Raw genomic sequence first — 20,204 nt, 5'->3', positions numbered from 1 at the left:
ATCAAAGCTCAATAACTAATATAGATGTTTAGAAAGTTTTTCTTTCCATAAATCAAGTGAGAAGTCTTTTTTAATCTTAAGATGAGCAGCATCAGACATCTTTACATACTCAGTTTGAGAAAGGGATAGTGCACGCATCATAGCTTTAGCTAAATCAAAATCCGTAGCGACAATACCATTCACACCGTCTTCTATTATAACTTCATAACCATCACCTGGATAAATAATTGGTACAAGACCAAAAGACATTGCTTCAAGCAAGGCATAATTAGCTAATATTACATCTGCAGGTAAAATAAAAAATTTATAATCTTTCATTATATCTTTAATATTTTTAACAAACCCATAAACATCAACAAAATCATTTAATTTTAACTCATTATATAATTTCAATGTTTTTTCAGAATATGGGGTACCTCGTGGAGCATAAACATTATTTGAAATGGAATTAAATCCATATATGGCCGCCGAATAGTCAACATGATTATCCCTTAAATCAGCCAAAGCCTGTACCAAAGACATAACATGTCTACCCTCAATTACAGCATTAGCATATATAAAAGTTTTTCTTTCTTTATTAGCTAGGGCAGGATTAATTTCTAAGACCGGAACACAGTTATATATTTTTTCAATTTTATCCAACAATTTAGGGTTTATATCTTTTATTGTTCTTATATGATGGTGTTCTTTTGCATAAATAGTATTTGTGAATACCAAGCAAAGCCTTGACAAATGCATCTTCGCATTAATAATAAGGTGCAAAAATAAAGAATTATTATTTGCATCTTGTTTGTCGCCAACAAGCTCCCCACCAATAAGCCAAAATCTAACATTAATGCCTAGCAATCTAGCAACTAATATATAAAAGATTGACAATATAGAATAATCATAACAATCAATATTTTTCGGACGAAACTTATATAATACAGTTAAATAAGTATATACTCGTTTAAGTTTATTTGTTCCTGCATAATAAAACTCTTCATTAATAGAGGAATCATTATTATTTCTTTCGGCATTTAATAATACCTTAGCATTAACGCCTATATCTTTATATGAATCTAATAAATACTGATATTTATGCGGAAAAAAAGGTAATCCAACAATTAGTAACTTTTTCATAGCACAAAAGCCTTAATAAACTGACGTCTGGCACCTAATACAGTCAGAATTTTCATAACACCGCTCTCTAACAGAACCACTAGAACTTCAAAATTAACCTAACTGCAATAAAGATTTTAACTTTATGTTTTTAAATAAATAAAAACCAAAGAATAATGCGAAAAGCCACATCCCTATTCGCACATAAATCTCAAATGGAGCAAAAATATTGATTATAGACAAAACTATCAACAAAGCTGTAACAACATAGGCTTTCTTGGTAACGAAATCTCTCCAAACTTTTTTAGAAAGTTCAGTTCTAAATAGATAGAAACACCAAAAAGCCAGAGCCGTCGATATAGCAGCCCCACTAGCACCATACAAAGGTACTAAAATATAATTACTTACTAAACTCACTAACATCGCCAAAATAGAAGCTAGCATAGAGAATTTTGTCTTACGCGCAATCGTGATCCCTATCGCTGTTGTTTCCGATAAGGTAAAGAATAACGGCCCCAACAAGCAAATACACATTAAAAATTGAATTTCTACATAAGTCTTAGGTAATAAAAATGGTAATATCCATGAAAACATACCTGCAAGAACAACGACAAAATAGATTGCAGCGAGAACATATTCTGAAATATCGTCAATTTTCTTATAATCGACATTTCCTTCACTAATCCATTTAAAAACCATTGGTGACCAAATGGTATTAAAAATACTTGAAATAAGTGTTGCAACAGCAGCAATACTCATTGCAACAGAATAGACACCCAACTCCGCATAAGTTGACATACTACGTAAAAATAGTCTGTCCATTACATTTAAGCCCCAAGATGCTAGGCCACCTACAACTAGTGGTAATCCAAAAGCTAAACTTACTTTAAACTGTTGCCAATCAAATTTAACTTTTATTGCCGGCAACCATTCTTGTCGCGTATTCCATACATATACAAAAAAAGCAGCCATTAATGACAAAGCATTTGCTGTCAAAAGCGTATAACTATTTTTATCAAAATTAAACCAGACGACACTAAGCACAAATACCAAAAATAGTATTTTAGGTAATAACTGGCTCATAGAAAAAGCTAGAGCCTTTTCTTGCATTCGTAAAATAAGAGATAGAAAACGTGCTATTAAAGCGACAAGAAAACAAATAATACTTAATATACTTAAATATATACTTGGTATGCCATACAATAATTTAGATACAATAGATGTATCATATAAAGTTATGGCTAAAAGCGATATAGAACCAAGTAATAAGCCTGGCCACATTACAACTTTAAATAATAAAAATTTATTATCTAATTCATGATACTCACGTACATAAGCCTGATCGAGTCCTAAACAAAATAGTAATATAAAAAAACTAGTACAGACTTGGAGCATTGAAATACGGCCAACATCTTCAACAGAATAAAACCATGTAATCATTGGTAAAGTTATTAAACCGATGAGTCCTGAACCGATTGGCCCAATAGCGTATGCTAAAATCTTAGATTTGTTCATTTAAAGCCAATTCTTCAATGATATGAACAAATTCATGATAATTCTTCTCTGAATTAAACCTATCTTCAACTGTTTTACGTGCATTCTCTCTATATGAAGTAATATCCTTTGAAAATAAAATAGTTTCTAAACCAGTTATTATTTCTAAAATATCTGCCTTTGATGACATTAAAAAGCCATTCTGTTCATTAACCAAATCGGAAATACCACCAATATTAGGTGCTATAGTTGGAATTCCATAACTCATAGCTTCCATAATTGAAACTGGCACTCCTTCAGATTCGCTAGCATTAATAAAAACATTAATATTATTTTCAAGTAACCAACTATGTACTTCTCTATTACTTAATTGACCTAAAAAATCAGCTTTTAGATTTCCATTTTCTCTGACTATATTTAATGCTCGCTGTTTTAATTCATCAAATAAATCGCCCGCACCTATATGCGTCCACTTAACTTTTATATTATGTTTAATTGAAAAATTATTTATAGCATCCATAATCTTATCAATTCTTTTTAACGACACACAATATGATAATGATAAAATATTTAACTCATTATAGATATTAGTATATTCATAATCCTTTATAGGCAAAACAACACCCAATCTCGCCACTGCCAGCCTATTCAATGGGTAACTATATTTATCTTTATAATAATTAAGAGCACGATCTGACAATAAGAACACTCTATCCACATCATGCCTAAATTGTCTTTTTAATGGCATATAATTATTAAGATTACGCTCCTCATAGACATCGAATCCATGTGCTCTAGATATAACTTTACTAACAATACCTTTACGTTTTAAACAACAAGCAGCGTAATAAGAAACATCATTCCAGTAAGAATAAATTATAATTTTACCATCAATATCTTTAATACTTTCCTTAAGATACCTACTATATTTTAATGTACCTGAAACTTTAGCTAAAGCATAATATATGTTAGTAAAATTAATTTTCTTTGAAGAAAAAAGGTATTTGAGTTCTTTCCAAAAAATTCTAGAGAAAAAACCTAATGAAGCAAAGTATAGCTTCTCTAATTTACTGACATTAGGGGAAAGTCCATTCAAAATACTAATACTTTTAGGATATAAACGCTTTAAACCTTGTCTATTACTTGGATATATTAATACTTTTTCGAATTTTGTACTATCCCAATAAGAAATCTCCGACTCTATAAATTGCTCTCCTCCCTCATACGGAAAGTTCACTGTCAATATTACTAAACTTGTCATTCGATATTACCGTTGAATATGCAAAAACAATAAAATTTAATCTAGTTTTTTATATAAAAGGATTCACTGAATTCTTTTACGAACCCTTTTATATGGGAATCAATTAGAAATAATTTTTGCCGGAACCCCTGCTATAATTAAATTATCGCCAAAGGATTTCGTTACTACAGAATTGGCTCCAACGATAACATTATTACCTAAATTTACTCCTTCACGGATAAAAACATTATCCCCAATCCAACAGTCATTTCCGATTTTAATATTTTTCTCAATATGTTGACTATTTCCATCTATATTTGTAGTTGGTTTTTCTTTTGAGTGAGTAATAGCTTTAATAGAAACATTATATCCAATTGCACAACCTTGCCCAATAGTAACTGTTGAATTTTCTCCTGAAGATAAATGAGCCTGATTTAAATAAGTATAATCACCTATAAATAAATTTTTCGGCGATATATTAAGAATACAATTTATACCAATAGTTGCTTTTTTGGATACACCAGTAAATTTTGAAATTCTATATTGATGTGTTTTATACTGAGCCCATGTAATAATTTTTACAATTAGACGCGCTATTAAAGTACTCATAATGTACCCTTTAAACTTTTTACTATAATTTTTTGCTCTTGCTCACTCAAATAAGGATGCATAGGCAAACTCATCACTTTTTCCGCAATCGCATCTCCAATAGGGAGATGAATTTCACTATCCGCTACAGCAGGTTGCTTATTAAGTGGAATTGGATAATGCACAGCTGTTGGAATACCTTGAGCTTTTAATTTCTCTTGCACTTCTGCACGGTTATCAACCTGAATGGTATATTGTGCCCATGCACTAGTATTGTGTGACTCAAGATATGGTGTAGTATGAATACCAGCCTGATTAAATAACTGATTATAAATTTCAGCTACTTTTTGACGTGCTTGCATTTCATCATCCAAAATTTCTAATTTTGGTAACAAAATAGCTGCTTGTAAGGTATCTAAACGACTGTTCACACCCACACGAATATGGTGGTAACGCTTATCTTGACCATGTCTTGCAATCTGACGAATCACTTTAGCTAGTTCATCATCATTGGTAAAAATAGCACCACCGTCTCCATAGCAACCTAATGGCTTACTTGGGAAGAAGCTCGTACAAGCAACTGTACTTAGATTACAGCTTTTACGGCCTTTATAGGTTGCACCAAAACTTTGCGCAGCATCCTCAATTACAGGAATGCCATATTTTGCAGCAATCGCATTGATTGCATCAAAGTCTGCACACTGACCATATAAACTTACAGGAATAATAGCCTTAGTCCTAGGGGTAATTGCTACCTCTAGTTTTTCAACGTCTAAATTATATGTCTTCGGATTTACATCCACATAGACAGGCTTTGCACCTAAGAGTGCAACTGTTTCAGCAGTAGCAATATAAGTAAAACCCGGAGTAATCACTTCATCACCAGGTCCAATGCCAAAAGCCATTTGTGCAATTTGCAAGGCATCTGTACCATTTGCGCAAGTAATACAGTGCTTAGCCCCCACATAGGCAGCTAGCTTTTCTTCCAATTCAGTTACTTCTGGACCTAAAATATATTGACCATGAGTCAAAACATTTTGAATACCCACATCAATTTTATCTTTAATTCGATTTTGTTGTGCTTTTAAATCAATAAAGTCAATCATATTAACCCTGCTTTGTCAGTGTCGTTCCATCGAGTTGATAAACTGCTCCAGTATGAGAACAGATAGCTTGGGCTTGTCCCTGCAAAGGCAAATCAATTTGCTCACCAAACTCACTCATCCAGCCAATTTGTTTAGCAGGTACACCTACCATAAGTGCATACGCAGGTACATCTTTATTAACTACAGCACCAGCACCAACAAAAGCATAAGCCCCTATAGTAACACCACAAACAATCGTACAGTTTGCCCCTAGCGTGGCACCTTTTTTTACTAAAGTGTCAAGATATTGATCTTTACGCTCTATCAAAGAGCGCGGATTATACACATTCGTAAAGACCATGCTTGGGCCACAAAATACGCCCTCTTCCAAAAATACATTATCGTAAACGGATACATTATTTTGGACTTTACAGTGGTCGCCAATCACAACTCGGTTACCAACAAATACATTTTGACCTAAAGATACACCTTTACCAATTTTGGCTCCGCCGCAGACATGAACAAAATGCCAAACACGCGAATCATCACCAATTTGTGCGCCATCATCTACTATGGCAGTTTCATGTTGATAAAAGCTCATGCTTTTTTCACCTTTGCCAATAGTGGATGTGGGTTTTCTGGGTTTTCAACAATTGGAGAAACACGAATTACTTCAACTGTCTCAATCGCTGCACGATTTTCTTCAACACCGTAACCTTTGCCTTCCAATACACGCTGATAACTTTGTGTATGCAAATCGGTAAAACCACCTGAAAATTCTAGCTCTTCATTCTCAATAGTAATACTACGATACGTCAGCTTTTCACCTTGTACCGCGTTTTCTGGAAGGTTATTCGCATCAATTGATAAGAACCAACGTACACGTGCACGCTCATATTCCAAATAACCTGAAGCGGTTTTTTCATCGCGGAAATGCACTTCATTTTTAATAATTTTGCCAAAAATAAAATGCAGCATATCGTAGAAATGCACACCAATATTAGTTGCTACACCACCTGATTTATTGTCTACCCCTTTCCATGATTTTAGATACCATTTACCACGAGAAGTTAAATAAGTAAGATCAACATCAAATATCTTATCGGCTGGTGCAGCTTGAACTTTATCGCGTAGTGCAATAATTGAAGGATGTAAACGTAATTGTAAAATTGAGTTTACTTTAGCACCATATTGCTTTTCATATTCAGAAAGCATGTTTAAGTCTTCTGAATTAAGCACTAATGGTTTTTCGCAAATGACCTCAATACCATTTTTCAAAGCATATTTCATATGCGGTGCATGAAGATAGTTCGGTGAGCAGATCGCCACATAATCTAGCTTTTCACCTTTTAGTTTTTGGTCTTCTACATAAGCTTCAAATTCTTCAAACTCGGTAAAAAACTCTGCTTCGGGAAAATGGCTATCCATAATCCCGACTGAGTCATTTACGTCCATAGCAACCGCTAAGGTATTACCAGTTTCTTTAATGGCTTTTAAATGACGTGGTGCGATATAACCAGCAGCACCAATAAGTGCAAATTTTTTCATGATCAAAACTTCAATTTAATAATAAGATAAAATTAGAGACGGAATACGGTGAAACCTGCATCTGACATTTCTATGCGGTCAAACAGACTCTTCACATCAGCCAATACCGGTTTTTCACTCTTCACATAACTGCGCAGCTCATTTGCAGAAAGTGAGCGGAATTCATTATGACCTACCGCAACAATGACGCTATCTACAGGGTTTTGAGCATCAACTGTTCCAAGCTCTACACCATATTCATGTCTAACTTCATCTGCATCTGCCCACGGGTCTGCCACTACAACCTGCGCTCCCCAGAATTCTAATTCTTTAATAAGATCAGCCACTTTACTATTGCGGATATCAGGGCAGTTTTCTTTAAAAGTTACTCCGAGTACACCAACTTTTGCACGCGGTACATCAATACCATTTTGAAGCATAAGCTTAATCGTGTTACGCGCCACATAACGTGCCATGTTGTCATTAATACGGCGGCCTGCAAGAATTACTTGGGGATGGTAACCCACTTCTTCTGCTTTATGAGTCAAATAATAAGGGTCAACACCAATACAGTGTCCACCTACCAAACCAGGACGGAATGGTAAAAAATTCCATTTACTACCTGCTGCTTCCAATACATCTAAAGTGTCGATACCAATACGATCAAAAATTACAGACAGTTCATTCACTAAAGCAATATTTAAATCACGTTGGGTGTTTTCAATAACTTTTGCTGCCTCAGCAACTTTAATGCTAGATGCTTTATGAGTACCAGCAGTAATAATACTTGCATAAACAGCATCCACAACATTAGCCACTTCTGGCGTACTGCCACTTGTAATCTTTTTGATTTTAGTTAGGGTATTAACTTTATCTCCAGGATTAATTCGTTCAGGGCTATAACCCGCAAAGAAATCTTGGTTAAATTTAAGACCAGATATCTTTTCTAATATTGGGATACAGACTTCTTCTGTAGCCCCTGGATATACTGTAGATTCATAAACTACAATATCGCCTTTCTTTAAAGCTTGTCCTACAGTTTCACTTGCTTTTTTTAAAGGAGTTAAATCAGGACGGTTCACCTGATCTACGGGGGTTGGAACAGTTACAATAAAAAAATTACTTTCTTCTAAATCCGCTAGATTTGCACTAAAACTTAATTTTTCTGCTTTTTGAAGTTCTTCTGGTGTAACTTCCAGCGTATGGTCTTGACCACTCTTTAGTTCATTAATACGATTTTGATTAATATCAAATCCAACTACTGGCCCTTTTTTCCCAAACTCAACTGCCAATGGCAAGCCTACATATCCTAAACCTATAATCGCTATTCTTAAATCGGCAAGTTGCATAAAAGTTAGCCTTTTTCCTTACAAGATTGTATCTATTAAATATATGTTGCATGTTAACTGGATATAGTCGAGCGTAACTATAGCAGTTTTTTTTTATTCTCCGTAATGCAATTGTATAAAAGTGTTTACAGCCTATAGGGAGTAGTTTAAATCAATTTATTCGAAATAATTCTAGTATTCGGTATAGTCCACACAAAAATAGAAATTGCTAATTGGATAAACTAAACATACAAAGCACTACTATTTTTCGGTGTTTTTTCATTTCTTTTCAGCTAGAATCTGTTCATCCTGCGTTTAATAGATACTTGTTACTATGCAGTGGACGATATCAATTAAAGATAAATACACAAAGGGTTGCGTGTGAAGTATTGCCAGTTTTTTTCTATTCTTGCCTTAAGTTTGAGTGCTGCCAGCTGCGCGGTTACTTCTGGTTTACAAACTTACGATATTCCAAGTGAAGGGGTTTATAAAACAGATCTCGGCACTACAGTTAATGTGGTTAAAATTTCTCAAGAAACAATACCAGCAATTCAACCTGCTCAAATTGACTATCAACGCGACTATTCAAGTTTATTTAAAACTCAGCAATCTATTTATCGCTTGAGTCCAGGAGATGTCCTCTCTATTCAACTATGGGCCTACCCTGAAATTACGCCTCCTATTAATGGGATTAGTAACGAGCAATCCATTCAAGCCAATGGCTATCCAATTGACCAAACTGGTTACATTCAATTTCCTCTAGTCGGTCGATATAAAGCTTCTGGAAAAACACTTGCTCAAGTAAACCGTGAACTTCGTAGTCAACTTGCTCGCTTTTTAAAGAATCCGGACGTTGTAGTTCGAGTAGTCTCTTATGAAGGTCAACGCTTCTCAGTACAAGGTAGTGTGACGAAAGGAGGACAATTCTATTTAAGTGATCAACCTGTCAGTATTTATACTGCTTTAGGGTTAGCAGGTGGTGTAACTACGACGGGTGATAACACCTATATTCAACTCATTCGAAATGGCCGAACCTATAACTTAAATACGATTGATTTAGAAAAAGCAGGATATTCCTTACATAAACTACTAGTTCAACCTAACGATACCATTTATGTCAGCACTCGTGAAAACCAGAAGATTTATGTGATGGGGGAAGCTGGGAAAAGTCAAGCATTACAAATGCGTGATCAAGGTATGACTTTAAGTGATGCCTTAGGTGAAAGTTTAGGTATTAATCCAGCTTCTGGTAGTGCAAGCAAGATTTATGTAGTGCGTACTAATCCAAATGATCACACTACTGAAATTTATCATTTAAATCTGTTAAGTATTGGTGATTTTGGTTTAGCTAATCAGTTTAGACTACGTAGTAATGATATTGTCTATGTTGATGCAACAGGCTTAACTCGCTGGCAGCGTGTGGTTAATCAGATTATTCCATTCTCAAATGCTTTATACAACATAGATCGTTTGGGACAATAATATTATGCAAATTAGAAATATTTTGGTGGTTTGTATTGGTAATATCTGCCGTAGTCCTATGGCAGAGTATTTTTTGAAAGCACAATATCCCCAATTAAACATTGAGTCTGCTGGTATTTCAGGACTCGTAGGACATCAAGCAGACAATAAAGCGCAACTTTGTATGCAGCGCCTTGGTATCGATATGTTGCCCCATATCGCAAGAAAGCTAAATGCAGAACATATTAAAAAAGCTGACCTTATTTTGGTCATGAGTCTCAACCAGCAAAAACATATTGAGCAAACTTGGCCCTTTGCAAAAGGTAAAACCTATCGCTTGGGGCATTGGCAGAACAAAAACGTGCCGGATCCATATCAGCACGATCAAGCTGTTTTTGATGAAACTTGCCAACTTATTCAACAGTGTATTGCTGACTGGAAACCTTATATTTAACGCCAAGATTTTAAGCTTATGAACCAAACTACAAATACCGAAGATACAATTGATTTAAAAGAATTGTTTTTTTCACTAATTGCCCAATGGAAACTAATTGCGCTCTGCATTATTTTGAGCCTCGTATGCGCTTTACTGTATTTACGCGTAACGCCAGATACCTATTCGGTGGATGCTTTGGTTCAGGTTGAAGATAGTAAAGGGGCTTCTGCCGCTCTTTTAGGTGAACTATCAAATGTTATGGAGCAAAAATCACCGGCCCAAGCGGAGATTGAGATTTTACAATCCCGTTTGGTTCTAGGCTCTGTAATTAAAAACTTACATCTTGATATACAAGTTTCCAGCACAGAAGATACTCTTTCTCATCGCCTATTGAGTGATACTGATTATAAAACTGAATACACTAAAGATGCTGTTTTATTTAAAGATGGGCTAAAGAGTTTTGAAATCCGTCAATTTGAAATTCCAGCTTACTATTTAGATAGGAATTTAATCCTTAATTTTGATAAACAATCCGTGCGTTTAAGTGATGCTAGTACTGAGCAGACTATTCTAACTGTACCACTTAATCAGTTAAATCAAGTCACAGGACCACATGGCTCTTGGAAAGTTGCTGTTTTTAGTAAAGATCAATTTGATACTTCTTATAATATTAAGCATTTATCTTTACCTGCAGCAGTTGGGGCAATTAGCTCAAATTATTCTGTAGCAGAGCAAGGAAAACTAACAGGTGTTTTAGGCCTAACGTATCAAGGTCAAGATAAAGAACATATTACTAAAGTTTTAAATGCGATTTTAGCAACTTATAGTGCTCAAAATATTGAACGTCGTTCAGCTGAATCGGCTCAAACCTTAAAATTCTTAGATGAACAGCTACCCGATCTAAAAAAACAGCTTGATGATGCTGAGCGTGAATTTAATAAATTTCGCCAGCAATACAACACAGTTGATGTAACTAAAGAGTCAGAGCTTTATTTAACTCAGAGTATTACTTTAGAAACAAAAAAAGCTGAGCTTGAACAAAAACAAGCTGAAATGGTAGCAAAATATACTGCTGAACACCCTGCGATGCGTGAAATTAATGGACAACTCGCAGCCATTAATAAACAAATTGGTGAGTTAAATAACACCTTAAAACAGCTTCCAGATGTACAACGCCAATATTTGCAATTATATCGTGAAGTAGAAGTAAAAACTCAACTCTACACAGCCCTATTAAACTCTTATCAACAACTTCGTATTGCCAAAGCGGGTGAAATTGGAAATGTACGTATTGTTGATACGGCTATTGAACCTGTTCAACCTATTAAACCCAAAAAGCTTTTGATTCTTATCTTATCTGTTTTTGTTGGTGGAGTTATTGGAGCTCTTATTGCCTTGCTACGTAATATGCTACGTACAGGTATTAAAGATTCTGGACAAATCGAAAATGAATTGGATTTGCCAGTTTATGCAACGGTACCACGTTCACCAATTCAAGAAAGTCGTATTAAGATTTTAAAGAAGAAGAAGAGTATTCCAATTCTTGCAGTTAAAAATAGTGATGATATCGCAATTGAGAGCTTACGTAGTATTCGCACCGCTATTCATTTTGCCCTCACATCAGCAAAAAATAATATCATCATGATTGCGGGCCCTTCTCCTGAAGTAGGTAAATCGTTTATTTCGACGAACTTAGCAACAATTTTTGCACAAGGTAACAAACGTGTATTACTGATTGATGCCGATATGCGCCGTGGTTATATGCATAAATACTTTGATGTCGATGTAAAACCTGGTCTTTCTGAACTATTAAGTGGACAAGCAACCTTTCAACAGGTTCTCCACAAAACTCAAGTTACTAACTTAGATGTAATTACCCGTGGTAAGAGCCCAACAAACCCTTCAGAAATCTTAAGCTCTAATCAGTTTAAAGATTTGCTAGAAAAGGTTCAAAGTGAATATGACCATATCATTATTGATACTCCGCCAGTGCTGGCAGTAACCGATGGTATTATTATTTCGCAATATACTGGTGTGAACTTAATTGTTGCCCGTTATGCTAAGTCACAAATGAAAGAGCTTGAATTAACACTTAATCGCTTTGAACAAGCAGGTGTTAAAGTCAACGGCTTTATTCTCAATGACATTCAACGTGCTAGCGCAGGCTACGGTTATGGTTATAACTATGCCTATGCTTACAAAGCACAAAAAGAAGATTAATCGTAAAGTGATAAGAGAACCGGATCAAATGATCCGGTTTTTTGTTTAAGATTTTTTTAAGTATATCCCTACTAAAACTAACTAAAATATATAAAAAACCACTCGTTTTTTTTCTTAAACATTCTATGCTTAAGCATGCTAAGATCAAAAGCAGCCTTTTAGACTCAAATGATTATTTTTGGAACCTTTTATGAGTAAAGCCTTACCCATTGCTGTCGCTGTAGTTTTAGGCGGTGCTGCACTTGTACCAGTATATTATGCAAGCCAACATCCGACCACAGAAGTCGGAAGCAAGGCAAATAAAAATGCCTCTCCAATTGAAAAAATCAGTTATGTTCTTGGATATGAAGTTGCTCAGCAAACTCCACCTGAGCTAGATACAAAAGCATTTGTGAAAGGCATTCATGATGCTCGCAGCAAGCAGCCAAGTGCTTATACTCAAGAAGAGTTAAAAGCTGCTGTAGCCGCTTATGAAAAAGAATTACAGCAAAAAATGCAACAACAAAATAAACCGGAGCAAGCTGCTGGTGCTACTCCTGAAGCTGCAGATGTGCAATTCCTTGCAGAAAATAAATCAAAAGCTGGCGTAAAAACAACAGCTTCTGGCTTGCAATATATCATTACTAAAGAAGGTACTGGCAAACAGCCAACAGCTCAGTCAATTGTTAAAGTACATTATGAAGGTCGTTTAGTTAACGGTCAGGTTTTTGATAGTTCTTATAAACGCGGTGAGCCAGTTGAGTTCCCTCTTAATCAAGTTATTCCAGGCTGGACTGAGGGACTTCAATTAATGAAAGAAGGCGGTAAAGCGACTTTCTTCATTCCATCAAATCTTGCCTATGGTCCTCAGGAAGTTCCTGGCATTCCAGCAAACAGTACACTGATTTTTGATGTAGAGCTTATTTCAGTGAAATAAAAACATTCAGGAGAGTAGAACACTACTCTCTTTTTTTTTTGGAAAACAGCATGAAAAAAATCGGTTTAATGATTGCAGCATCAACAATGAGTTTATCTGTTTTTGCTGCAACTCCTATAACGAATAAAAGTCCAGCAAAAGAACAATTTAGTTATAGTTATGGCTATTTAATGGGTCGTAATAATACGGATGCGCTAACAGATCTGAATCTTGATATTTTTTACCAAGGTCTCCAAGAAGGTGCTCAAAGTAAAACAGCACGCTTAACTGATGAAGAAATGGCGAAAGCGATTAATGACTATAAGAAAACATTAGAAGCCAAACAACTCGTCGAATTTCAAAAAACAGGTCAATTAAACGCTCAAGCAGGCGCGGCATTTCTTGCTGACAATGCAAAAAAATCTGGTGTGATAACGACTAAATCTGGTCTCCAATACCAAGTCTTAAAAGAAGGTAATGGACAAAAACCGAAAGCTACCTCTCGCGTTAAAGTGAATTATGAAGGTCGTTTACTAGATGGAACTGTATTTGATAGTTCTATTGCTCGTAATCATCCAGTTGAGTTTCAGCTCAGCCAAGTCATTGCAGGTTGGACAGAAGGTCTACAAACCATGAAAGAAGGCGGAAAAACGCGTTTCTTTATTCCTGCCAATCTTGCTTATGGTGAAGTCGGTGCTGGTGACACGATTGGTCCAAATAGTACTTTAATTTTTGATATTGAATTACTACAAGTTTTACCAAAATAAATTCATTAGATATAAAAAAAGCGATCATTTAAGATCGCTTTTTTTATTTTAGTGTTTTAAGTCTCTAGGACGAAAACCGGTAATGATTAAAACGACCAGATAAGCAACTACGCCAACAACACACAATCCCACTACTTCGGCAATACGCAACCACTGTGAAAGCTCGCCGTTATACCAATTTAATGCAAACCAAAGTGCTGCAATCATGGCAAGGTTTGCCAAACCATATTGAAGCCCTAATTTTTTCCAATGCGAATCAAATCGGAAAATATTACGTTTATGTAAATAGAAGTAGAGTAGACCCGCATTTACCAAAGCCGAGCCTGAAGATGCCAGTGCCAGTGCCATATGTTCTGCATGCCAATCAATCAGCTTAAAGAAACCAATAAATACAACGTTTAAAATAGCATTGGCTGCAACCGACATTAAACCGACACGTACTGGTGTTTTAGTATCTTGCTGTGCATAAAAACCAGGTGCAAAGACTTTAATCAGCATAAACGCAATCACGCCTGCACTCATACATTGCAGTGCAAGCGCTGTCATTTGTGTATCACGTAGGTCAAACTCTCCACGCTGGAATAATGCCTGAATAATTGGTGTAGAAAGCATAAATAAAGCAATACTTGCTGGTAAGCCAACTAATACAATAATTTTTGCAGCCCAGTCGATCATACCGCGGAACTTTGCTTGATCTTGTTCTGCATGACGGGCAGAAAGTGAAGGTAAAATCACTGTACCAATCGCAACGCCAATTAAACCTAACGGCAACTCAGTCATACGTTCTGCACTATAGAGCCAAGATACTGAACCATCTTGCATGAAAGAGGCCCAAATCGTATTTAATAACAGGTTAATCTGGGTAACAGATACCCCAAACAATGCTGGAAGCATTAATTTTAAAATGCGTTCTACACCTTCATGTTTAAAATCAACTTTAGGTGGAATCAGTAGGTTTTTACGCCACAATTCAGGAATTTGTATAGCTAACTGTAATATTCCTGCCACGACCACTGACCAACCTAAGGCTTTGATGGGTTCAGCCATATACGGCGTAAGCCACCATGCACCTGCGATCATCGCGACATTTAGTAAAACAGGTGAAAAAGCTGGTGAAGCAAACGAACCATAACTATTTAAAATACTGCTAGCAAAAGCAGTTAGTGACATAAATAATAAATAAGGGATGGTCAGGCGGAACATGCTGACTGCTAAATCGAACTTTTCAGGATCACTATGAAAACCCGGTGCGTACATATAAATGATCGCGGGTGCTAAAACCATAGCCACAAAAGTCAGTAAGGTCATCACTGTTAGCAAGCAACCAAATACTCGACTAATCAAGATCTGTACTTCAGCGTGGGCTCGACCTGTTTTATATTCAGTTAATACTGGAATAAAGGCCTGAGAAAAGGCCCCTTCGGCAAACAATCGTCGAAAAAAGTTGGGAATACGAAAAGCGACGACGAAGGTATCAAAATCTTTACCCGCACCAAACACGTTGAGCAATACGACGTCACGCACAAGCCCTAACACTCGTGACAACATCGTCATTGCACTGACAATAAAAGTCGATCGCCACAATGCCATCGTACTCACCTACAGCTATATTCGAAAGACGCTATTGTAATGAAACTAGAAAATCTTTTCGTTGTGAAATGATGAATGAACTCAACTTTTTTTCTGAACTAACAGTTGTCTAAAGTGCTGCCATTTAAAATAAGGTCCCGGATCAGTTTTTCGGCCAGGTGCAATGTCTGAATGCCCTGCTATATGTTTTTTAATTTCGGGATAAGCCTGACGAATAGCCTTAACCACATCGGTTAATACTTCGTATTGTACTTCGTCAAATGGTAAATCATCACTTCCTTCAAGCTCTATCCCAATTGAATAATCATTGCATTCTACTTTGGCTAAATAGCTCGAACGTCCTGCATGCCATGCCCGATCATTAAAATTAACAAACTGTAGGACTTCACCTGTTCGTAAAATTAACAGATGTGTAGAAACTTGCATGCCTTCAATGGTCTGGAAATAAGGATGCACTGACCAATCTAATTTATTTTGAAAAAACTGCTCAATATATCCACCTCCGAATTGAGACGGTGGCAAGCTAATATTATGAACGACGATCATTTGAATTTCGGTACCAGTCGGCCGCTGGTTAAAATTTGGAGAAGGGATTTGTCTCGCCCCTTTTAATTGTCCATCTATAACTTCATACGGTGTGATTTGCTTCATTGAGATGCCAATAAATTGCTTGCCAATTGTTTTAGTTTAAAGCAGTTATCTACTTTTCAAAGCAGTAAATGCGATTGTTTATCGCGATTAATCTCATAAAACAGCTTATTTTTAAAGTCGACGGTGCTAATATATCGCAAGTTTTAGGGTCATCTACAAAATGGAAACCGTATGAGCATACCTCAGTCTTTGCTTGAACAATCAATTCAAATCAATATTCAACAAGCATTACAAGAAGATATTGGGGACGGTGACATTACCGCGATGCTCACACCTGAAGATGAGCAGGCAACCGCGACCATTATTAGCCGTGAAGATATGGTTTTAGCTGGCCAGCCTTGGGTAAATGCACTCATCTCAGCTTATGACAATACTGTACAGGTAACTTGGTTAAAACAAGAAGGTGACCGTGTTGCCGCAAATGAAGCCTTTTTAAAACTTGCAGGCTCTGCACGTAGCTTACTTACTGTAGAGCGCCCTGCTTTAAACTTTATTCAAACTTTATCTGCTGTTGCAACAAAAACTGCTGAATATGTTCAACATCTTGAAGGTTTAAAGACAAAACTTCTCGATACGCGTAAAACCTTACCAGGCTTACGTATTGCACAGAAATATGCTGTGGCTATTGGTGGCGGACAGAACCATCGTCTTGGTTTATTTGATGCATTCTTAATTAAAGAAAATCATATTATGGCGGCAGGTGGTATTGCTCAGGCAATTGAAAAAGCACATGAAATTGCACCGGGTAAACCTGTTGAAGTCGAAGTTGAAACTTGGGATGAGCTAAATCAAGCGCTTGAAGCTGGTGCAGATATTGTTATGCTCGATAACTTCAGTCAACAGCAAATGATTGATGCTGTAAAACATGTTGCAGGCCGTTGTAAACTCGAAGCATCAGGCAATATCACCATTGAAAACTTGCGCGAAGTTGCCACTACTGGTGTTGACTATATTTCTATGGGTGTACTGACTAAAGACGTTAGAGCTGTTGATTTATCAATGCGTTTTAATGCTTAAATAAAGTCCACATCGTTATTCGTATTTTTTTGCGACTTGGTCATGTCTGCTGCTTGTGTTTTTTGCCATGCTGACTGAGTCGCTTGTGCTCCACTATCACGTGGGTCAGCAGCCATTAAAACAAATGTAACTACTGCTAATAATACAATAAAACCTTGTAGCATAAATCTTCCCCATTACTTTAAAAAAATCAGGGTTTCAAGGTAAAAGATAAATATGACGAGGCTTAGGAGATTCTGTTACAAAAGGTAAGTCTTTATTTTTATTATTCATCTATAAAGCAGAATGTGACCTTTAAAAATTTTATAGAATGGTCAAACCTAATATTTATGGCAGTCACAGGTGCCATCCTTTAGTTATATTTCCCAAATTTAGCTTGTGCTAGATGTCATCTACAACCTGCCCAAAATCTATAAATATATTGTTTTTGCAATAAATCAAATATATGCAGAAAGAGAACAGGTTTTGTAGATGACAAATGCATTTGGTTACTTTGGGCGAAACCAAAGTAACAAATTAGCTACTTCCACTGGATAAATAAACGATAAGACTCCGTCATGCTAGCTAATTTAAAATAATGATTAACCTAAAACTTGATCTTAATCATTCATCCATTAGAGCAACTTAAGACTCTACATAACCCATATACGGATCAGAAATTGAATCTTCTTGAGTTTCAATACGTCCTGCAAAACGGCGACTGAAAGTAGCATCATCAGCTAAAGTCACAGTGAAGTCGTACCAACCACCAAATTCAGACATATCCCAAATCAGTTCTTTTTCAGAACTATTCGTTTCTATAGTCCACGTCTTATTTGGAAGATAAGCATTTGCTTTGACTGTGAGCTTGACTGACTTATTACCATCGTGACGAACTTTTAAATACAAATTCGCATCACACTCTTCCACACAGACTCTAATTTCTGGTAATGCTTGAGTTTGATTGGCTTGGATCAAATTACCTTTAAACGCGCGGTGGAAACCATTTGGACCGAGTACCCATAAATCGTACTGTCCATTTATAGTAGTCCATACGTCATCAAGCTGTTTACCCACCTCAACCATATAACGACGAGGAGCTACTGTAAGATCTAATCGGTTATACACATGAAAAACGGCTGCTTGTTTGCCTGTGTTTGAGAACATCAGTTTTACAGTCTTTTGTGCTGCATCGACTTTGGCACTGGTGTGCAAAATATAAGGTAAAGCGCGCGATGGTCGAATTCCCATTTCCTGCTGAGGAAATTGTTGCTGACTCGGAACAGGAACTTGTGGCAATAAGGCTTGAGCAACACGAATCGCATCGGCTTCAGCTTTTGTTTTCTTCCCATCTAATTGGGCTATAGGCATGAGGTTTGGTGTTTTGAAGTTAAAAGCCGTCGTTAAGTCACCACATACGGCACGGCGATATGGGCTGATATTCGGTTCTTGCACACCAAAGCGTTTTTCTAAGAATTGTAAAATAGAGGTATGGTCAAAGACTTGTGAATTCACCCATCCTCCACGGCTCCACGGTGAAATCACATACATAGGAACGCGTACCCCCGGCCCATACACCCGCCCGTCTGCAGCGGGTTGAGATTTTGAAGTCGCTACTGCTGGATGGTTAAAGTATTCATAAGATATTTGCTGATCACTTAATGTAGTTTTTCCATATACGACACCGTTTATATCTTTAAAGGGTGCACTCGGTGAAGGAACATGGTCGAAGAAACCATCATTCTCATCAAAGTTCACCAATAAAACGGTTTGGCTCCACAACTCAGGATTTTCAGTTAATGCATTTAATACTTCCTGAATATACCACGCCCCCTGCACAGGACTAGATGGTCCAGGATGTTCACTGTAAGTTGCAGGAGCGACTAACCAACTCACTTGCGGCAATTTACCTTGCGCAATATCAGCTTTAAAAGTTCCTAAAAAACCACCGTCTGGCATGGTATTGGCAATACCTTTATAAAGTGGTTGAGTCGCATCGATTTTTTCATCGTATGCTGGGCATGTTGGCGTGTCGTTACTGACAGGCTGACCCGATTGTTCATTTGCACGGCGATATTGTTTAAAGCCTGCAAGCGGGTTATCAGTAAAGTTATCTGGCATGTTTTGATAAACTTTCCATATCACGCCAGCCTGCTGTAAGCGTTCAGGATAAGTCGTCCATTCATAACCTTCTGTTGATGGTCCAATCCCATCAAATTCATTTACTACACTTGCAACACCTGCGCCTGTAGGGCCATTCGTTCCAGTCCAAATAAACTTGCGATTTGGGTTAGTTCCCGCATGCATGGCGCAGTGGTAAGCATCACAAATCGTAAAAGCATTGGCTAAAGCAAACTGATATTCCACTTCCTGTTTTTTGTAGTAACCCATCGATTGCGGCTTTTTATGCGCCACCCAATCACTCATACGACCATTGTCCCAAGCGGCTTGACCATCCGACCATGAATGAGGCGTACCTGAAACGCGCTGTGCATTTCCTAAGCGGCTATCCAAATGGTAAGGCAATATTTTATTTTTCTTAGCATCATATTGTTCCCAAACCTTTCGGCCTTCGGTCATTGGAATGGTAAAGCGGTCACCAAAACCACGTACACCTTTTAACGTTCCAAAATAATTATCGAAAGAGCGGTTTTCCTGAGTCAAAATCACGATGTGCTTAACATCTTGAATAGTTCCACTTTCAACTTTGGCATCAATAGCCAGCGCTTTTTGAATACTCAGCGGGAAACTCGCCAGAGCAGCGGTCCCAAACATAGTTTTTGTAGAATTTAAAAGAAATTCGCGACGATTCATTTTTTCATCCT

General features: G+C 36.8%; 18 protein-coding genes. 6 read left to right on the top strand and 12 right to left on the bottom strand.

Translation table 11 applies throughout. The annotated features are described in order from the left end of the window. Positions 1-15 precede the first annotated feature (15 nt). The 8 genes from I7H67_RS14840 to tviB all read right to left on the bottom strand — a co-directional run bounded on the left by I7H67_RS14840 (position 16) and on the right by tviB (position 8,384). Entirely contained in the window at positions 16-1,122 is a 1,107-nt protein-coding gene (locus tag I7H67_RS14840) for a glycosyltransferase (RefSeq protein WP_198308179.1), read from the bottom strand. Positions 1,123-1,215: 93 nt separating this feature from the next. Further along, positions 1,216-2,616, bottom strand: a complete 1,401-nt coding sequence (locus tag I7H67_RS14835; RefSeq protein ID WP_013199259.1) for a lipopolysaccharide biosynthesis protein — start codon at positions 2,614-2,616, stop codon at positions 1,216-1,218. After that, a complete protein-coding gene (locus tag I7H67_RS14830; protein ID WP_013199260.1) occupies positions 2,603-3,856 on the bottom strand; it encodes a glycosyltransferase in 1,254 nt (417 codons plus the stop codon). Before I7H67_RS14830 ends, I7H67_RS14835 begins: the two co-directional genes overlap by 14 nt. Before the next feature lie 99 nt (positions 3,857-3,955). Next, the gene (locus I7H67_RS14825) at positions 3,956-4,444 is read right to left on the bottom strand and encodes an acyltransferase (protein WP_198308178.1); all 489 of its coding nucleotides are present in this window, start codon (positions 4,442-4,444) and stop codon (positions 3,956-3,958) included. Continuing rightward, complete coding sequence (locus I7H67_RS14820) at positions 4,441-5,529, bottom strand: DegT/DnrJ/EryC1/StrS family aminotransferase (RefSeq protein ID WP_013199262.1); 1,089 nt, start codon at positions 5,527-5,529, stop codon at positions 4,441-4,443. Before I7H67_RS14820 ends, I7H67_RS14825 begins: the two co-directional genes overlap by 4 nt. 1 nt (position 5,530) lies before the next feature. Beyond that, positions 5,531-6,109: a UDP-2-acetamido-3-amino-2,3-dideoxy-D-glucuronate N-acetyltransferase gene (gene wbpD, locus I7H67_RS14815; RefSeq protein ID WP_013199263.1), complete on the bottom strand. Its 579-nt coding sequence runs from the start codon at positions 6,107-6,109 to the stop codon at positions 5,531-5,533. Next, a complete protein-coding gene (locus I7H67_RS14810) occupies positions 6,106-7,056 on the bottom strand; it encodes a Gfo/Idh/MocA family protein (RefSeq protein ID WP_013199264.1) in 951 nt (316 codons plus the stop codon). The genes wbpD and I7H67_RS14810 overlap by 4 nt, the downstream gene beginning before the upstream one ends. Positions 7,057-7,088: 32 nt before the next feature. Beyond that, positions 7,089-8,384: a Vi polysaccharide biosynthesis UDP-N-acetylglucosamine C-6 dehydrogenase TviB gene (gene tviB, locus I7H67_RS14805; RefSeq protein ID WP_013199265.1), complete on the bottom strand. Its 1,296-nt coding sequence runs from the start codon at positions 8,382-8,384 to the stop codon at positions 7,089-7,091. 360 nt (positions 8,385-8,744) lie between these two features. On the opposite strand from tviB, the gene I7H67_RS14800 reads away from it, so the two are divergent. The 5 genes from I7H67_RS14800 to I7H67_RS14780 all read left to right on the top strand — a co-directional run bounded on the left by I7H67_RS14800 (position 8,745) and on the right by I7H67_RS14780 (position 14,142). Then, the gene (locus I7H67_RS14800) at positions 8,745-9,845 is read left to right on the top strand and encodes a polysaccharide biosynthesis/export family protein (RefSeq protein WP_013199266.1); all 1,101 of its coding nucleotides are present in this window, start codon (positions 8,745-8,747) and stop codon (positions 9,843-9,845) included. 4 nt (positions 9,846-9,849) lie between these two features. After that, positions 9,850-10,278, top strand: coding sequence for a low molecular weight protein-tyrosine-phosphatase (locus I7H67_RS14795; protein WP_013199267.1), 429 nt, complete (start codon positions 9,850-9,852; stop codon positions 10,276-10,278). An 18-nt stretch (positions 10,279-10,296) separates the two neighbouring features. Continuing rightward, positions 10,297-12,480, top strand: coding sequence for a polysaccharide biosynthesis tyrosine autokinase (locus tag I7H67_RS14790; protein ID WP_013199268.1), 2,184 nt, complete (start codon positions 10,297-10,299; stop codon positions 12,478-12,480). Positions 12,481-12,670: 190 nt separating this feature from the next. After that, positions 12,671-13,396, top strand: a complete 726-nt coding sequence (locus I7H67_RS14785; RefSeq protein ID WP_013199269.1) for an FKBP-type peptidyl-prolyl cis-trans isomerase — start codon at positions 12,671-12,673, stop codon at positions 13,394-13,396. Positions 13,397-13,446: 50 nt separating this feature from the next. After that, complete coding sequence (locus tag I7H67_RS14780; protein ID WP_005308951.1) at positions 13,447-14,142, top strand: FKBP-type peptidyl-prolyl cis-trans isomerase; 696 nt, start codon at positions 13,447-13,449, stop codon at positions 14,140-14,142. A 48-nt stretch (positions 14,143-14,190) separates the two neighbouring features. On the opposite strand, the gene murJ is transcribed toward I7H67_RS14780, so the two are convergent. Together murJ and ampD are read right to left on the bottom strand one after the other, a co-directional pair. Then, entirely contained in the window at positions 14,191-15,741 is a 1,551-nt protein-coding gene (gene murJ, locus I7H67_RS14775) for a murein biosynthesis integral membrane protein MurJ (protein WP_171056862.1), read from the bottom strand. A 72-nt stretch (positions 15,742-15,813) separates the two neighbouring features. Then, complete coding sequence (gene ampD / locus I7H67_RS14770) at positions 15,814-16,383, bottom strand: 1,6-anhydro-N-acetylmuramyl-L-alanine amidase AmpD (RefSeq protein WP_013199271.1); 570 nt, start codon at positions 16,381-16,383, stop codon at positions 15,814-15,816. A gap of 171 nt (positions 16,384-16,554) precedes the next feature. Between ampD and nadC the strand changes: the two genes are divergently transcribed. Then, positions 16,555-17,400 (top strand): carboxylating nicotinate-nucleotide diphosphorylase, encoded by an 846-nt coding sequence (gene nadC / locus I7H67_RS14765; RefSeq protein ID WP_198308177.1) that lies wholly within the window; start codon positions 16,555-16,557, stop codon positions 17,398-17,400. Here nadC and I7H67_RS14760 read toward each other — a convergent pair. Both I7H67_RS14760 and I7H67_RS14755 read right to left on the bottom strand, forming a co-directional pair. Beyond that, positions 17,397-17,564, bottom strand: coding sequence for a hypothetical protein (locus I7H67_RS14760; protein WP_005049256.1), 168 nt, complete (start codon positions 17,562-17,564; stop codon positions 17,397-17,399). The two genes, nadC and I7H67_RS14760, sit on opposite strands and share 4 nt — an antisense overlap. Positions 17,565-18,024: 460 nt before the next feature. Beyond that, on the bottom strand, positions 18,025-20,193 hold the full coding sequence (locus I7H67_RS14755) for a phosphocholine-specific phospholipase C (protein ID WP_198308176.1): 2,169 nt from the start codon (positions 20,191-20,193) through the stop codon (positions 18,025-18,027). Positions 20,194-20,204: the final 11 nt, after the last annotated feature.

Origin of the sequence: Acinetobacter sp. ACIN00229 (assembly GCF_016106645.1) — a bacterium.
Taxonomy (GTDB): domain Bacteria; phylum Pseudomonadota; class Gammaproteobacteria; order Pseudomonadales; family Moraxellaceae; genus Acinetobacter; species Acinetobacter oleivorans.
Note: the sequence above shows the minus strand (reverse complement) of the source record. Positions and strands in the feature narration are given on the sequence as shown.

Coding starts and splice junctions, on each gene's coding strand:
- I7H67_RS14795 (WP_013199267.1), top strand. CDS start 9,850: ATGCAAATTAGAAATATTTTGGTGGTTTGTATTGGTAATATCTGCCGT.
- I7H67_RS14830 (WP_013199260.1), bottom strand. CDS start 3,856: ATGACAAGTTTAGTAATATTGACAGTGAACTTTCCGTATGAGGGAGGA.
- tviB (WP_013199265.1), bottom strand. CDS start 8,384: ATGCAACTTGCCGATTTAAGAATAGCGATTATAGGTTTAGGATATGTA.
- I7H67_RS14840 (WP_198308179.1), bottom strand. CDS start 1,122: ATGAAAAAGTTACTAATTGTTGGATTACCTTTTTTTCCGCATAAATAT.
- I7H67_RS14780 (WP_005308951.1), top strand. CDS start 13,447: ATGAAAAAAATCGGTTTAATGATTGCAGCATCAACAATGAGTTTATCT.
- nadC (WP_198308177.1), top strand. CDS start 16,555: ATGAGCATACCTCAGTCTTTGCTTGAACAATCAATTCAAATCAATATT.
- I7H67_RS14825 (WP_198308178.1), bottom strand. CDS start 4,444: ATGAGTACTTTAATAGCGCGTCTAATTGTAAAAATTATTACATGGGCT.
- I7H67_RS14760 (WP_005049256.1), bottom strand. CDS start 17,564: ATGCTACAAGGTTTTATTGTATTATTAGCAGTAGTTACATTTGTTTTA.
- I7H67_RS14755 (WP_198308176.1), bottom strand. CDS start 20,193: ATGAATCGTCGCGAATTTCTTTTAAATTCTACAAAAACTATGTTTGGG.
- I7H67_RS14785 (WP_013199269.1), top strand. CDS start 12,671: ATGAGTAAAGCCTTACCCATTGCTGTCGCTGTAGTTTTAGGCGGTGCT.
- I7H67_RS14790 (WP_013199268.1), top strand. CDS start 10,297: ATGAACCAAACTACAAATACCGAAGATACAATTGATTTAAAAGAATTG.
- I7H67_RS14810 (WP_013199264.1), bottom strand. CDS start 7,056: ATGAAAAAATTTGCACTTATTGGTGCTGCTGGTTATATCGCACCACGT.
- I7H67_RS14835 (WP_013199259.1), bottom strand. CDS start 2,616: ATGAACAAATCTAAGATTTTAGCATACGCTATTGGGCCAATCGGTTCA.
- ampD (WP_013199271.1), bottom strand. CDS start 16,383: ATGAAGCAAATCACACCGTATGAAGTTATAGATGGACAATTAAAAGGG.
- wbpD (WP_013199263.1), bottom strand. CDS start 6,109: ATGAGCTTTTATCAACATGAAACTGCCATAGTAGATGATGGCGCACAA.
- I7H67_RS14820 (WP_013199262.1), bottom strand. CDS start 5,529: ATGATTGACTTTATTGATTTAAAAGCACAACAAAATCGAATTAAAGAT.